The organism is Lactiplantibacillus sp. B652 (assembly GCF_023806745.1).
In the GTDB taxonomy this organism is placed as follows: domain Bacteria; phylum Bacillota; class Bacilli; order Lactobacillales; family Lactobacillaceae; genus Lactiplantibacillus; species Lactiplantibacillus pentosus.
The window spans coordinates 164,290-180,386 of the sequence record NZ_JAMSKY010000003.1 but is presented as its reverse complement, the minus strand read 5'-3'; the positions used below and the strand labels follow the sequence as shown (position 1 = coordinate 180,386).

The following is a 16,097-nucleotide window of genomic DNA, read 5'->3' as shown; positions in this document are numbered from 1 at the left end:
CTTATTTAGAACTTTACCGCTAAGCGGGCTTGTGAAATCTGATCACGATTGATCGTGACCGTCTTATGACGGGTCTTATCTAAATAATCGATTGTCACCGTGGTTGGCGTGACTTCCGTCAAATCACCTTCAAAGACCTTTTTACCATCTAATTTCTGGTATAAACCAACGTGTACATATTTTCCGATGGCATTTTGATAATCTGCTTCCTTCTTCAGCGGCCGTTCCGCACCAGGCGAAGAGACCTCTAAAAAGTAAGCTTGTGGAATTGGATCAGGTTCCATCGTATCCAACTTCTCACTTAGTTCATCACTAACCATCGCACATTCTTCAATATTAATGCCGCCTGGCTTGTCGATGTAGAGCCGCAAGTACCAGCTCTGACCTTCGCGCACAAATTCCAGGTCGACGAGTTCAAACTGGTGTGCGCTGACAATGGCTGCGGCCACTGGCTGAATGGTTTCAACAACATTATTGCTCAAGGCTGTGCCTCCTATTCAGATTAGTCCAATAAAAAGAGTGAGCATCGCTGCTCACTCGTTAACGAGTTTTAAATTACAATCATATATTAGCACAATTATGGTCAAACCGCAAGCTCACGCCTTTTATAGCCGTTAGCACTGGCAATTAATTACCCGTCGAAACCATGCCACAAAAGCACGTTAATCACTGATATGACGGCATTGCTGCGCATCATATGGCCACAAACTGCAATGTTGCCCGTTGCACGTCCAATTTGACTAAAATTTCATCAATTTTTAACTTATCGGACGCGGTGTACTCATATTTGAAATTGCACAGTGGTTTTTCGTGTGAGTTCAAATCAATGTCCGGCCTGTTCCAGCGTTGTCAGCCAGCTCTGTCAGTCGGACTAGGGTCGGCATCTGCTGACGAACAGTAATCCAACTAATCGCATGTTGTATTCATGACAAATCAACGCGCACAATCCATCTTCAATTAAAACAGAGATAATTGGTTTTCATCCGGTAAATCGTTCAGAACCCCATTTTCGGTCATGAAGTCGATCAAGCTCTTAGAAACCTTACCGCGTTTCGATAAATCTTCCTTCGATAGGAATGGTTTATCCGCCCGTGCCGCCACGATCTGCTTGGCGACATTCAGTCCAAGACCAGGCACGGCTCGGAATGGTGCAATCAGCGTGTCACCATCAATCAACCAATCGGATGCATCCGACTTGTCTAAGTCGACCATGGAGAAGTTGAAGCCACGTTCCAACATTTCGTTTGCCAGCTCGAGCACCGTCAGCAAGTTCTTTTCCTTGGCACTCGCATCCATCCCTTTATCCGTGATGGCTTTCATCGAGGCCTTGACCGCTTCCTTACCATGAGCCATCGCGACGAGGTCGAAATCATCCGCCCGCACCGAGAAGTAGGCCGTGTAGTAAATCAGTGGGAAGTAGACTTTGAAGTACGCGACCCGCAACGCCATCAAGATATAAGCCGCCGCATGCGCCCGTGGGAACATGTACTTGATTTTGAGACACGACTCGATGTACCAATCGGGAACGTCAGCATCCTTCATCGCCTGTTGCCACTCATCAGGAATCCCACGACCCTTCCGCACGTGTTCCATGATTTGGAAGGACATATCAGATTCCATCCCATAGTGAATCAAGTCGGTCATGATGTTATCACGACACCCAATAACTTCTGCCAGCGTAACCGTACCATCCTTGATCAATTCTTCCGCGTTGCCGAGCCACACGTCGGTCCCGTGGGAGAGTCCAGAGATTTGAAGCAATTCGTTAAACGTCGACGGATGGGTTTCTTCCAGCATCCCCCGGACGAAGCGCGTCCCGAATTCAGGAATACCCAGGGTCCCCGTTTTAGAGAAAATCTGGTCTTCGGTGACGCCTAAGACTTCGGGACTTGAGAAAATCTTCATGACATTCGGATCAACTGGCGGAATGCTTTCAGGTTGAATTCCCGACAAATCTTGGAGCATCCGAATCATCGTCGGGTCATCATGTCCCAGAATATCAATTTTCAAGATATTATCATGAATCGAATGGAAATCAAAGTGGGTCGTTTGCCAGGCCGCACTCTGGTCGTCAGCGGGATATTGGACTGGTGTAAAGTCATAAATATCCATATAGTCCGGCACAACAATGATACCGGCCGGATGTTGCCCAGTCGTCCGCTTGACCCCCGTCGTGCCTTTGGCTAACCGGTCGACCTCGGCTGAACGCAACGTTTGATTGGTATCACGTTCGTACGCCTTGACGTAGCCATAACCAGTCTTATCTGCGACCGTTCCAATCGTCCCGGCACGGTAAACATTTTTCTCACCGAACAAGACTTTGGTATAGTTGTGGGCAATCGGTTGGTAGTCACCGGAGAAGTTTAAATCAATATCCGGCACCTTGTTTCCGTAGAAACCAAGGAAAGTTTCGAATGGGATGTTTTGCCCATCACGAACCATGTTAGTGCCACATTCAGGACAATCCTTCGGCGGTAAATCGTAGCCAGAACCATATTCATTATTCGTATAGAAATGCGAATATTGGCAATTTGGACAACGGTAATGTGGCGGCATCGGGTTAACTTCCGTAATCCCAGATAGCGTTGCGACCAGACTAGACCCAACGGAACCACGAGACCCAACCAGGTAACCGTCCTTGTTACTCTTGAACACCAGCCGTTGGGCAATCAAGTAAATAACCGAGAACCCGTTCCCGATAATACTCTTCAACTCTTTGTCGACTCGTTTTTGGACGATTTCCGGTAATGGCTCACCGTACCAAGCATGGGCTCGATCCATGGTCAGCTTCTCGATTTCAGCTTCGGCACCCTTCATCCGCGGCGTATACAGTTTGTCCTTGACCGGACGGACGATTTCAAACCGGTCCGCAATCGCGCGTGGGGTATCGACAACGATTTCATGGGCGGTATCCGCACCGAGAAAATCAAAGTCTTTGAGCATTTCGTCTGTCGAGCGGAAATGCACATCTGGGCGTTCCGTTCGATTCAATGGATTACCCGGTTGCGAATGAATCAAGATCTTACGATAAATTTTATCTTCTGGGTTGAGATAATGAACATCGCCAGTCGCAGCGACCGGAATATTCATTTCATGACCCAGTTCGACCATGTTACCGATAATCTCTTCTAAGTGAGCCGTATCGGCAATCAAGCCACTCTCAATCAGTGCCGAGTAAGCCGCTTTTGGTTGGACCTCCAGGAAGTCATAGTAACCAGCCTTCTGACGGGCTTCTTCCTTCCCTTTTTGCATCATTGCGGTGAAGACTTCACCACTTGAGCAAGCCGAACCGACCAGAATTCCATCTCGATATTTATTCAGAATGCTTCGCGGCACCCGTGGCACCCGGTAATAGTATTCGACGTTAGATAGTGAAATGATTCGGAACAGGTTCTTCAAACCGGCTTGCGTCTGCGCATACAATGTCGCGTGGAATGGCCGCGCGTGGCGATAAGCTGCATTCTCATTCATATGATCATTTAATTGTTCGTGGAACTGGACCCCATAGCGTTCCTCGGCGTCCTTCAAAAAGATGTGGTTCAAATGTCCCGTAGATTCCGCATCATAAATCGCCCGGTGATGGTGTTCCAAGTTAACGTTGAATTTCTTGGCCAGCGTATTTAACCGGTAACCCCGTAAATTCGGGTATAGCCAGCGCGCCAGCGTTAACGTGTCAATGATTGGGTTCGTGATGGGGCCCATATGATGACGCGCGTACCCGGTATTCATGAACCCGATATCGAAAGTAACGTTATGACCAACAACGATGGCATCGCCATAAAATTCACGGAATAACTTGAAGACTTCCTCTTCGGATTTCGAACCCCGGACCATGTCATCCGTGATACTAGTCAAATTGGTCGTCGTTTCCGATAAATGAAAACCAGGGTCGATAAATTCTTCAAACTGGTCGACAACGTTTCCTTTGACCATCTTAACTGCGGACAATTCAATGACCCGGTCATAAATGGCGGACAGTCCGGTCGTTTCAGTATCAAAGATAACGTAAGTCGATTCTTTTAAATCAACGTGCGCGTCATTGTAAGCAATCGGCACCCCGTCATCGACCATGTTGGCTTCGACCCCATACAAAATTTTGATGTTATTCTTTTCACCGGCTGCAAAAGCTTCCGGAAAGGCCTGGGCGCCCGAATGGTCAGTGATAGCGATTGCTGGATGGCCCCACTTGGCCGCCTGTTTGACGTAATCGCTGACGCTGTTGGTCGCATCCATCTGACTCATGTTGGAGTGTAGATGTAGTTCCACCCGTTTATCATCCGCTGGCGCCGTATCTTGACGACTGGCGTGCGACGTCTCGTTAATGTCGTAGGCGTTGATCGTCAAATCCCGCATGAAACTATCTTCTTGGACGGAACCGCGAACACGGACCCACATTCCAGTGTGTAGCGCTGCAAATTGGGCCTCGTCGTCTGCATTCCGAGAGAACTTCTTAACAACCATCGACGAGCTATAATCGGTTACTTTTAAAATCAATAACTGTCGTTGTGAACGCAGCGTCCGGACTTCCATGTCGAAAACGTAACCTTCAACGATGACAGACCGCTCTTCTTCCGTAATTTGAACCATTTGTTTTGCTGGTTCTTGCGGATTGATTTGCTTTCCTAATTGCACTGGGCCATCGATTGGCGCCGGAGAATCAGCCTGCTTCTGCCGCTTTTCATTGGCTTTCTTAATGGCCGCTTCGGCCTTTTTGGCCAGTTCTTGATCCGACTTGGCCTTCTGTTCGTGGAATTCCTTGATTTTTGCTTGCGACGCACTTTCGTCAATCATCGTGTGGATCGAGAACTTTGGAAACCCGAGTCGATGATACGTCGATTCAATCGGCCCCAAAGCTTGATTGGTCAAGAAATTTTGAATCACTTCATTTTCAGCTAATAGAATAACGCGACCATCTTCATAGGTCGGTACGTTGCTATTGCACAGAGACTGAACAAGTGACGACTTAATCCCACTATGTTGAACGATCCACTCCCAATACTCTGCTAGTTCGCGACCGTTGACTTCGGTATCATCCGTTACGATTTTATACGTCACCCGGGCAATGTCCTTGAACGCAATTTGGAGTTTATTTTGAAACGTCATAAATTGCGAGTAAGGCAGCACGTGTTGAAAATGCAAATGAAATTCCCAAACTTTGGAAGCTTGATGCACGGTCAACTTATCGATCGCCGCGGCCTCGAATTCAGGACCTGTCGGCATCTCAATTTGTTCGAGGAGTTTCTCGAACATTTCTTGTTGGTTTAAACTCACCAGTGGTCCTCCTCTTATCTCATTTAAACGTTCTTGATTAGTTAACGCCTATTTCGGTGCTGATGTGAACGGCTGTCTGAGTCTGACTACGAGCTAATCAGCATCACTTCTGAAGCATCATCAAAGTCCAAAGTGAAGCCAGTTACTGCAATCACACGACTCAGAGAACCTAAGTACTATCACATTTATCACCAATTCAGTGAAGGTGTGACCCGTTCACATGAAACGTTACTATTTTATCACAGTCTGCGGCTCGCGCCACGTGATTGGTTGGCAAAAGAAAAATCATCTAGTTCTCGTAAATCCCAACTAGATGATTTCTTCCAATAACTAACAAAAATGACTAGCGCGTTACATGACGCACGCTACCGTGTAATTAGTCAATATTTTCAAGTAAGACGGCTAAATTATTAGCGATCTCTTCTTGTTTAACTTCAAGCGTCTCACCAGTCTGGCGAAGTTTGATTTCAACGATGCCTTCACTGGCCTTCTTCCCAATGGTGATCCGCGCTGGAATCCCCATCAAGTCAGAATCTGCAAACTTAACCCCAGGCCGTTCCTTCCGGTCATCATACAAGACCTTGTAGCCAGCAGCTTCCAGTTGTGCTTCAACTTGGTCAGCAACTTCGACTTGTTCGGCCTTCTTAGGGTTGACTGGAATGACGTGGACGTCAAATGGTGCAATCGCTTTTGGCCAGATCAAACCATTATCATCGGCGCGTTGTTCCGCAATCGCTGAGAGTAACCGGGAGACCCCGATACCGTAGCAGCCCATGATAACTGGAATGTTGCGACCGTTAGCATCTAAGACTTCGGCATGCAAGTCCTTAGAGTAACGCGTCCCCAACTTAAAGATGTGACCGATCTCGATACCCTTAGTGAACTTCAAGACACCAGCACCATCTGGTGAGAGTTCGCCTTCTTGAACGAAACGAATGTCAACGTAATCTTCAGCATGGAAATCCCGTTCTGGATTAACATTAGTGAAGTGGTGACCATCTGAGTTGGCACCGACCGTGATGTTGACCATGTCCTTAACGTACTGGTCAGCCACGATTTTAACGTCGTCACTGACGTTAACAGGGCCAAGTGAACCAAAGCTAGCACCCAAGTATTCTTGTGCTTGCTCTGGCGTCGCCATATCTAAGAAGTCAGCATCAAGGTAGTTTTTCAGCTTGATATCATTGACTTCATGGTCACCACGAACTAAAGCCAGCACTGGCTGGTCGTCAGCGATAAACAGAATACTCTTGACCAGTTGATCTGCTTCAACCTTCAAGAAGTCGGCTAACTCATCAATCGTGCCCACACCGGGGGTATCGATTTCTTCCATGTCTTTGAGTGACGCATGCGACTTCTTAGGTACGTACAAACTCCGGGCCATTTCAAGGTTCGCTGCGTAGTCACTGGCATCAGAGTAAACGATCGTATCTTCACCAACTGGGGCGATTGCTGAGTATTCACGTGAATCCTTACCACCCATCGCGCCACCGTCACCGATAATCGAGCGGAACTTCAATCCGCAACGTTCGAAGATGTTTTGATAAGCTTGCGCCATATCTTGGAACGTGTCATCCAGTGAAGATTCATCGGCGTGGAAGGAATAAGCATCCTTCATAATAAATTCACGCCCACGCAACAAGCCATAACGTGGCCGATCTTCATCACGATACTTTGCTTGGATTTGGTATAACGTCAATGGCAACCGCTTGTAGGACTTGACTTCATCACGAATCAGAGACGTGAACGTTTCTTCATGGGTTGGTCCCAAGATGAATTCACGATCATGCCGATTCTTCAGTTTGAATAATTCAGGCCCATAAGTTTCATACCGGCCCGTGGCTTTCCATAACTCGGCAGGAATCACAGCTGGTACCAGCATTTCTGCTGCATCGATCTTTTCCATTTCTTGACGAATAATTTGTTCAATATTCGTTAATACCCGGTAGGCTAATGGCAAGTAAGCATACATTCCGGCCGAAATCTGGCGAATGTAGCCCGCCCGCAGCATCATCTGATGACTTAAGGCTTCAGCGTCATTTGGCACTTCCTTAAGTGTTGGGATTAACAGTTTCGATTGTTTCATCTACAAATCTTCTCCTTATTATTCCAAATTAGTATCGCTTAGAAGAAATATCGTTGGATATCATTCCAAGTGACTAAAATCATTAATAACATCAAGAGGCCAAAACCAATCAAGGTAATGACACTTTCCGTTTCCACTCGTAGTGGTTTACCCCGAATGCCTTCAACAATGTTTAATAATAGTTTACCACCATCAAGGGCTGGAATTGGTAATAAATTGACAATTCCCAGGTTGATCGACAAGACTGCCAGCAAATAAATCACCGTTCGCAGACCTGATTTAGCCGCTTGCGAGGTCGTGGCAAAGATAGCGACCGGACCACCTAAATCGTTCAAACTGAAGCCATGCGTGACCATCCGGCCGAGAACCTGAAAAATCTGTTTGGTGATATTCCACGAGCCCGTAAAACCATAGGCCAATTTGGCACCAAAACTCTTGTCAGTCTTCGTCGCCCACATCACGCCGATTTGGCCGATGCGATTACCAGAGACCGTCTTAGCAGCTGGTGTTACCATAATTTTTTTGGTTTGACCATCACGTTTGACCGTCAAACGCAACCGTTGCTTGGGACTGTCTTGAATCAGGAGCGAAATCGACTGCGCACTGGTCATCTTTTTACCATTGACAGCGACAATTTGATCACCTTTTTGAATCCCAGCTTGGCGCGCAACCGAATTGGCCGTCGTCGCCGCAACATTAGTCGTCGTACTCGTCACGCCACCCTGCATGAACGCCAGGATTGCAAACGTGATGATGGCTAAGATGAAGTTATTCATGGGACCAGCAAAATTGGTCAGCATCCGCTGCCAGAGCTTGGCTGACTGAAATTGAACATCTACTGGGGCAATCTGCACCTCAGTCCCATCACTTTCGATAATGGTCGCATCGTGGTCGACTGAATAACGTTTAACTTCGCTCTCATCGCCATTCTCATAGCCTTCGATCCATAGCTCGCGCTCTAAGTCGGTCGCCGTGACAGATAGCGGAATCCCGTTGAACAACGTCGTCTTCTTACTAGAATTGATTGAATGGACGATGCCATCCTGACCGATCTGTAAGCTGACTGGCGTTCCGGGTTTCAGTTCCTCATCTTCATCGTCAGCGACTCCGGCCATCCGCACGTACCCACCAATTGGCAAGAAACGTAACGTATAAGTCGTCGCATTCCGCCGAAACGCAACTGCCTTGGGTCCCATCCCAACAGAAAATTCACGCACCAAAATCCCAGCCTTTTTGGCAAAATAGAAGTGCCCAAATTCATGGACGATAACCAAGATTCCGAAAACGATAATGAACGTAATAATTGTAACGATCAATTTAGCGCCCCCTTTCTTCCGCGTTTCGGGTATTCGCTTAGAACAAGCCGAATAAGTGTGCAATTGGGAAAACTAATAACATACTATCAAAACGGTCTAAAATCCCACCGTGTCCTGGTAAAATCTTACCAGAATCTTTAACGCCATAGTAGCGTTTTAAGGCTGATTCGACGAGATCGCCGAATTGCCCCACGATTGATAAGACAATCGTAATCAAAATCATACTGATGGCACTCGCATAGCCAACATGGAACCCGATGGCAAACGCACTCGCGATGATGACGCCAATCACGCTACCACCGATGCAGCCTTCCCACGTCTTATTGGGACTAATGGGTGTCACCTTATGTTTACCAAGTTTGCGGCCAACCATGTAGGCACCACTATCTGTCGCCCACACGATGAACATTAAGAACAACAACATTTCAACGTTGATGCCACGTGCCGCGGTAAAGTAGTTAAAGCCCATCCCAATATACAAAATACCAAGCGTCAACACACCCGCATCATCGAATGAGAACCGATTGCGTGACCAGACCGTGTGCAGCAACAACAGAATAACTAAGAAGTAAACCACGTATTCTTTATTGAGCTGATCTGGTAACCCGTTGAACCATTTTGTCGGCGCAATTTGAATCATAACTGCGAGCATACTAACGATGGCTTCAAATGAAATCAATAGTTTCTTACGCATGATGAGTAATTCACTCATCGCGATGGCACCGAGCAACATGGCAACGATGTCTAAAGTAATCCCACCCACAAAAATGACTGGGATAAATAAAATTAACGCAACGACTGCCGTAATGACCCGTTGTTTCATACTGAAAACTCCCTTTTATTTATGATCAGACAACCCGCCGAAGCGCCGATCACGACTCTGAAAGTCCGCGATACAAGCTTGCAGGGTCGTCGCTGTGAAGTCTGGCCACTTGACATCCGTGAAGACCAGTTCACTATAAGCAATCTGCCACATTAAGAAATTTGAGATTCGTTCTTCACCGCTCGTTCGAATCAGCAAATCTGGATCATTATAAGGGGCAAGTGGTGCCGTCATCAACGCCGCGTCGATGGTCGCATCATCAATATCAGCGACATCTAATTCACCATCACGCACCCGCTTGGCAATCTGTTGCACACCCGTCACGATTTCGGCTCGCGAGCCATAGTTAAGGGCAAAGTTTAACACCATACCGTCACACTGCTGCGTATCCGCAATCGCATCTTGAACGGCTTTTTGCGTGGCAACGGGCAACCGGTCGATATACCCCATCACCTGTACCCGCACATTATTCTTGACTAAATCGGGAACGAACGTGTCAAAGAAACTCACGGGCAGCTGCATCAGGTAATTGACCTCGTCAGTTGGCCGCTTCCAATTTTCAGTAGAAAATGCATACAGTGTCAAGACTTTGACGCCTAAATCACTGGCTGCGATGGTAATTTTTTTGACCGTGTTCATGCCTTCTTTGTGTCCAGCAATTCGCGGTAAGTGCCGTGACTTTGCCCAGCGGCCGTTGCCATCCATAATGATGGCGATGTGTGCTGGAATGCGGTTTGGATCCAGTTGAATCTCAGTTTGATCGGCAGGATCATCCTTATTAAAAAAAGCGAACAAAGCGCACCTCCATAAAATTAGCTTAACTATGCACTATTTTACCAAAAAATGCAGCAATTAACTATTCGTCAACAAAAAAAGGCTTGAATTTCTCCAAGCCTTAATAAATTGGTCGGTAATTAGCCTTCCAAAATTTCTTTTTCTTTGTCCGCCACGATCGCGTCGACATCCTTGCCGGCTTGATCGGTCAGCTTTTGGGCTTGATCTTCCAACTGATGAAGTTGGTCATCAGTGAATTGACCATCCTTGTGGCCCTTCTTCAAAGCTTCCATGGCGTCACGCCGAACGTTCCGTACCGCAACCTTCGCACGTTCACCTTCAGCCTTGACATCCTTGGCTAATTCTTTCCGGCGTTCTTCCGTCAATTGTGGAATCACCAACCGAATGGCAGAGCCGTCATTAGCAGGACTGATTCCTAAATCTGAAGCCAAAATTGCCTTTTCGATTTCCTTAAGGGCGCTCTTATCAAACGGTGTCACCATTAAGACCCGTGGTTCTGGGACCGTGATTGCGGCCATCTGATTCAATGGTGTTTGTGCGCCATAGTAATCTGCTGAGATCCGGTTCAACAATGAGGCGTTGGCGCGTCCGGCACGAATGTTACCTAATTCGCGTTGGAGTGCGGCTTCAGCCTTCTTCATCCGTTCTTGTGCTTCTTTTAAAATTGGTTCTGTGACTGCCATCTTATTTCCCCCTGACTGTTGTACCGATGTGTTCACCGGCAACGACTTTCCGAATATTGCCAGGCTCGTTCAAGTTGAAGACCACAACCGGAATATCATTATCCATCGACAATGAACTAGCCGTCGTATCCATGACTTGAAGGCCCTTGTTGATAATATCAAGATGCGTTAAATTATCGAACTTGACCGCGTTGGCATCCTTATTAGGGTCGGCGGAGTAAACACCATCAACCCCATTTTTAGCCATCAGAATTGCATCTGCGTTGATTTCTGCAGCCCGCAAAGCAGCGGTCGTATCGGTTGAGAAGTATGGACTACCCGTACCACCGGCAAAAATAACGATTCGCCGCTTTTCCAGGTGCCGCATTGCCTTACGCCGAATGTAAGGTTCCGCGATTTGCCGCATTTCAATCGACGTTTGGACCCGTGTCGGAACACCAATCGACTCCAAGTTATCTTGAAGCGCGAGTGCATTCATGATTGTTGCAAGCATGCCAATATAGTCGGCTTGTGCTCGTTCCATTCCCATCTGGGCACCGGCTTCACCGCGCCACATGTTGCCACCGCCGACAACGATTGCAATTTGTACGCCCATGTCATAGACGTCCTTTAATTCCTCTGCCACCGTTTTAATGACGGGTGGATTGATTCCAAAACCCTTTTCACCCGCTAAGGCTTCACCACTAAGTTTTAGAATCACGCGCTTATATTTAACTTCCGACATCGTCTTGTCCTCCTCGAAATTATCTGTCTATTATTTTACCATATATTTGAATTAGCGTTTGGCTTGCAAGCACAATCCGCGCGAAAAATTAACCGAATTCTCTTTTTAAAGCGGCTTCACGCCCTGGCAACAAAAAAGAGACCGCGGCAAAAATGACTTTTTGTCGCAATCCCCAATTAGCTAATCCTTTAGACAGTAATTAGTCTTTGATTTGGCTCATAACTTCATCGATAAAGTTGTCAGCCTTCTTTTCGATTCCTTCGCCAACTTCGAAGCGAATGAATGCGTTAACCTTGCCACCCTTTGATTCAACAAAGTGTGCAACCGTTTGGTCAGAATCCTTAACGAATTCTTGGTCGTCTAAGCTGATTTCTGAGAGCCATTTGTTCAAACGGCCTTCAACCATTTTTTCAACGATCTTTTCAGGTTTACCTTCGTTCAAGGCTTCCTTAACTAAAACTTCTTTTTCATGTGCTAACCGGTCAGCAGGCACTTGTTCGCGGTTAACGTATTCTGGGTTGATGGCAGCAACGTGCATGGCAACATCCTTAGCAGTTGCACTGTCCGCACCGTCTAACACAACTAAAGCGGCAATTTGGCCACCATTGTGGATGTATGAACCAAAGTTTTGGTCGGCACCCTTTTCAACCACTTGGAAACGACGAAGGCTGATCTTTTCACCAGTAACTTGAGTCGTTTCGATAACGTCATCCTTAATCGTACCGTTAGCCGTCTTTAAAGCTAAGGCATCGTCAACAGATGCTGGGTTTTCTTCTGCGATCTTGTCAGCAACTTCAGCGACTAAGTCCTTGAACTTGTCAGTTGAAGCAACTGAGTCAGTTTCACAGTTGATTTCAACAATGGCAGCCTTGTTGTCTTTGATGGCAACAGCGGCGATACCTTCAGCGGCAACCCGGCCACTCTTCTTTTCAGCCTTGGCAACCCCTTTTTCACGTAAAACGTCAACGGCTTTTTCCATGTCGCCTTCAGTTTCAACTAACGCCTTTTTAGCGTCCATCATACCAACACCGGTTTTATCACGAAGTTCTTTAACTTGTGCTGCAGAAATCTTTGCCATAGTTTACTCTCCTTTGAGTCTCTTGTTTTTAGATAAAAAGCTGCCCACAAAATCAGGCCGTAATGGTCCGCGATTTTTAGGCAGCCTAATTATTTCAATTAATTATTTGTCAGACTTTGCGTCGTTGTCGCCTTCAACAGCTTCAACGATGTCTTCCAATGAATCAACGGACTTCTTAGCATCCTTGTCATCTTTGAAAGAATCTTCAGTAACGTCTTCGTCTTCACCTTGACGACCTTCAATGACAGCGTCAGCCATCTTAGAAGTGATCAAACGAACGGCACGGATAGCGTCATCGTTTGATGGGATAATAACATCGATATCATCTGGATCGGTGTTCGTATCAACCATGGCAACGATCGGAATGTTCAACTTTTGAGCTTCCTTAACCGCAATTTGTTCCTTGCGAGGGTCAACGATGAAGATAACGTCTGGAATCCGAGGCATGTCTTCGATACCGCCCAAGAATTTTTCGAGCTTAGCCCGTTGCTTCATTAATAATGAAACTTCCTTCTTAGGTAAACGTTCGAAAGTACCGTCAGCTTCCATCTTCTTCAAGTCTTTAAGACGCTTGATCCGAGTTTGGATGGTGTTCCAGTTGGTCAAAGTCCCACCTAACCAACGATGGTTAACGTAGTATTGACCTGCACGAGTTGCTTCTTCTTCGATTGAATCTTGGGCTTGTTTCTTAGTCCCAACAAACAAGATAACGCCATCATCAGCGGCAGCGTCCTTAACGAAGTTGTAAGCTGAGTCGATCATCTTGACCGTCTTTTGTAAGTCAATGATGTAGATTCCGTTACGTTCCGTAAAGATGTATGGTTTCATCTTTGGGTTCCAGCGACGAGTTTGGTGACCGAAATGGACACCGGCTTCAAGCAATTGTTTCATAGAAATAACAGCCATAATAAATGTGCCTCCAAAAATTTGTTTTATTCCTCCCCACTGCTCATCTAATTACGACACTCTCCCGAGCACCGCCGCAATTATCCCAGTAGGTGTGAATTGGTTTTAACACCGAAAATTAGTATACCGAAAATCCCGGTTGTATGCAAGCAATTTCAGCAAGAATTTGTGAATTACAGAAAGTGTGTTAAAATACTATCTCGCATAGGGGGCTCACTTAATTATGATAAAAGCCATCATTTTTGATCTTGACGATACGTTATATGATCAAAAATCACCGTTCGTCGCTGCTTTAACAAAAACTTATCAATCGGTTTTAAGTCAGGACGAATTGGCAAAAATATTTAATCGGTTCCACGATTTCAATGAACAAACCTTTAATCAAGTCATGGACACGACGATGAGTCTTGAAGCTTGGCAGACCGCTAGAATTCGCCACGCCTTAGCACCCATCGTCAAACACGTCAGTACCGATTGGGCCATTCAATTTGAAATGACTTATCAACAGGCGCTCGACCACATCAGTTTGTTCGATGGACTGGCTGGCACGCTGACCAAGCTAAGCCACGCGTTCAAAATCGGCATCATTACGAATGGTCCAGCACCGATCCAACATCAAAAGCTGCACCAACTCCAAATTGAACATTTTGTTCACCCAGACAATATTTTCATTTCTGATGAACTGGGTATTGCTAAGCCGGACCCATCCATCTTCACCACTTGGGCACATCAGGTCGGCATTAAGGCTAATGAAGCCGTCTATGTCGGTGATAATGCGGCGCTAGATATGACCAGCGCCAAACACGCCGGCTGGCAAACTTTTTGGTTTAATTATCGACACAATGACCAAGTCACTCCAAGTGTCATTCCGGACCAAATCATTCAGAGCCCTGCTGAATTAAACGAGCTCCTACTAGCATTGGTTCAAGCAGCCAGTGCGTCGTAAGCTGAAGCATCGTGAGTTGATTTCGATTTTCAGTGATATTGTTAAAACAGACCTTAGTCAGCAAGCTTGGCTGAGGTCTGTTTTTTTGTTGCGCAATTCGCAACAGTCTTGATTGTTAAAACCGTAAACATATTAAAAAGACGTGATAACCGTCCCAGTTGCCCTGGTATACGTCGTCTGCTTGTGCAGTCTTAACAGTTCGTTAGGTTATTTATGCTGTCCTGACCCGTCTTAAGCAGCTGTACAACTTCGGTTAATTGACCTGTATCCTTTCCAATTTGAGATGCAGTCAACTCGGTGCCTGATATCTGTCCGTTGTACCGATTGCGCCACCGTGATATGATATCACATGCAGAGACAGGGCTACTTGAACTAGCCTTGTCTTGCAAGTTCGACGCAATATCTTAATTTGCAACATCGTACGAGATTGCTTTTTTACTGTCGTTAAAAACTTAAACCACATTATATCAGTTTTAACCCTGATATTTTTTGCACGGTTTAAATTTAGGACTGCACGACTGTAAATGTCATACGCGACTGCAAGCAAAAGGATAGCTTGAACTGCCGATACGACAATCATCAAAGTAAAGCACCATCATGACGCACCGCAACACCTCATTCAATTTCAATTAACTTTTGTAAATGTTGTCCTGCGCCATCGCTGCGATGTACCACACGGCCTAATTACCCGTATGCAGCGAATAACTGATCGTGTCGCCTTATGCTTTGCAGATCGGTTCCAATACAAAAAGTGTGTTCTAGCCTTCTTTAAAGGAAGTTTAGAACACACTTTTTCTTTTTCAGTCACTGCGACGAACATCGATGCTTTTGGCTCATTAAAAATCCAGTCTAGATATGGCTGCTGCTTTTGAGCATAGTCGCTGACTTTGCGAGATGCACAACATCCCGGCAATGCGACATGCGATGGAACCAGCACCAAATCAAAATAACATTCTTAAACTTATGGCTCATTTGTACCGCCTACAAATGGATTTTGCGATAAATATAGTTATTCAAAGGCTTATCAACGCTCGTCAGGTACATTAATATCATGGCGACAATAAAATACACGATATTAAAATAGACATTATTAAATAAATAGATTGCTAATGCCACCACAAGGATCAAAAGTAAAAATGAAATCCACGAAATGAATATTTTTAACCGTTTTTCTTTCATTGGTTTGCCTCCTCAATCCCTCAATATTCTGAAATATAAATGTACGCATTGTGCTAGCTAAATTGTCATGATTCATGGTTAAATCATGACAATTTGGCGTCCTGTTCGTCTGCCGGTGCGCGCCTTAGTCCGACTTCCGGGGCTGGCTGACAACGCTGGAACAGGGCGGACATCGATTTGAACTCACGCAGAAACCCACTGCGCAATTTCAAACACGAGTCTTCTTCTAGCCCGGGAAACTCACCCGGACAAGAAGAACTTCGCCCTTGAGCATTGTCAGCCAGCCCCTA

At 46.0% G+C, this 16,097-nt stretch carries 11 protein-coding genes; 1 reads left to right on the top strand and 10 read right to left on the bottom strand.

Annotation, left to right across the window (positions count from 1 at the left end):
- Positions 1-5: 5 nt before the first annotated feature.
- The 10 genes from rimP to rpsB all read right to left on the bottom strand — a co-directional run bounded on the left by rimP (position 6) and on the right by rpsB (position 13,682).
- Positions 6-482, bottom strand: coding sequence for a ribosome maturation factor RimP (gene rimP, locus MZO40_RS05655; RefSeq protein ID WP_050338489.1), 477 nt, complete (start codon positions 480-482; stop codon positions 6-8).
- 475 nt (positions 483-957) lie between these two features.
- Positions 958-5,271, bottom strand: a complete 4,314-nt coding sequence (locus MZO40_RS05650) for a PolC-type DNA polymerase III (RefSeq protein WP_105922300.1) — start codon at positions 5,269-5,271, stop codon at positions 958-960.
- Positions 5,272-5,647: 376 nt separating this feature from the next.
- The gene (locus MZO40_RS05645) at positions 5,648-7,357 is read right to left on the bottom strand and encodes a proline--tRNA ligase (RefSeq protein WP_105961149.1); all 1,710 of its coding nucleotides are present in this window, start codon (positions 7,355-7,357) and stop codon (positions 5,648-5,650) included.
- Positions 7,358-7,395: 38 nt separating this feature from the next.
- Positions 7,396-8,673 (bottom strand): RIP metalloprotease RseP, encoded by a 1,278-nt coding sequence (rseP, locus tag MZO40_RS05640; protein ID WP_105961150.1) that lies wholly within the window; start codon positions 8,671-8,673, stop codon positions 7,396-7,398.
- A 37-nt stretch (positions 8,674-8,710) separates the two neighbouring features.
- Entirely contained in the window at positions 8,711-9,496 is a 786-nt protein-coding gene (locus tag MZO40_RS05635) for a phosphatidate cytidylyltransferase (protein ID WP_050338486.1), read from the bottom strand.
- Positions 9,497-9,511: 15 nt separating this feature from the next.
- A complete protein-coding gene (locus MZO40_RS05630) occupies positions 9,512-10,291 on the bottom strand; it encodes an isoprenyl transferase (protein WP_050338485.1) in 780 nt (259 codons plus the stop codon).
- A gap of 119 nt (positions 10,292-10,410) precedes the next feature.
- Complete coding sequence (gene frr / locus MZO40_RS05625) at positions 10,411-10,974, bottom strand: ribosome recycling factor (protein WP_003638966.1); 564 nt, start codon at positions 10,972-10,974, stop codon at positions 10,411-10,413.
- Position 10,975: 1 nt separating this feature from the next.
- On the bottom strand, positions 10,976-11,698 hold the full coding sequence (gene pyrH / locus MZO40_RS05620) for a UMP kinase (RefSeq protein ID WP_003638967.1): 723 nt from the start codon (positions 11,696-11,698) through the stop codon (positions 10,976-10,978).
- Positions 11,699-11,897: 199 nt separating this feature from the next.
- Positions 11,898-12,776, bottom strand: coding sequence for a translation elongation factor Ts (tsf, locus tag MZO40_RS05615; protein ID WP_003638968.1), 879 nt, complete (start codon positions 12,774-12,776; stop codon positions 11,898-11,900).
- Positions 12,777-12,878: 102 nt separating this feature from the next.
- Positions 12,879-13,682 (bottom strand): 30S ribosomal protein S2, encoded by an 804-nt coding sequence (gene rpsB, locus MZO40_RS05610; protein WP_003638969.1) that lies wholly within the window; start codon positions 13,680-13,682, stop codon positions 12,879-12,881.
- A 223-nt stretch (positions 13,683-13,905) separates the two neighbouring features.
- Between rpsB and MZO40_RS05605 the strand changes: the two genes are divergently transcribed.
- Positions 13,906-14,628, top strand: a complete 723-nt coding sequence (locus tag MZO40_RS05605; protein WP_105961152.1) for an HAD family hydrolase — start codon at positions 13,906-13,908, stop codon at positions 14,626-14,628.
- Positions 14,629-16,097: the final 1,469 nt, after the last annotated feature.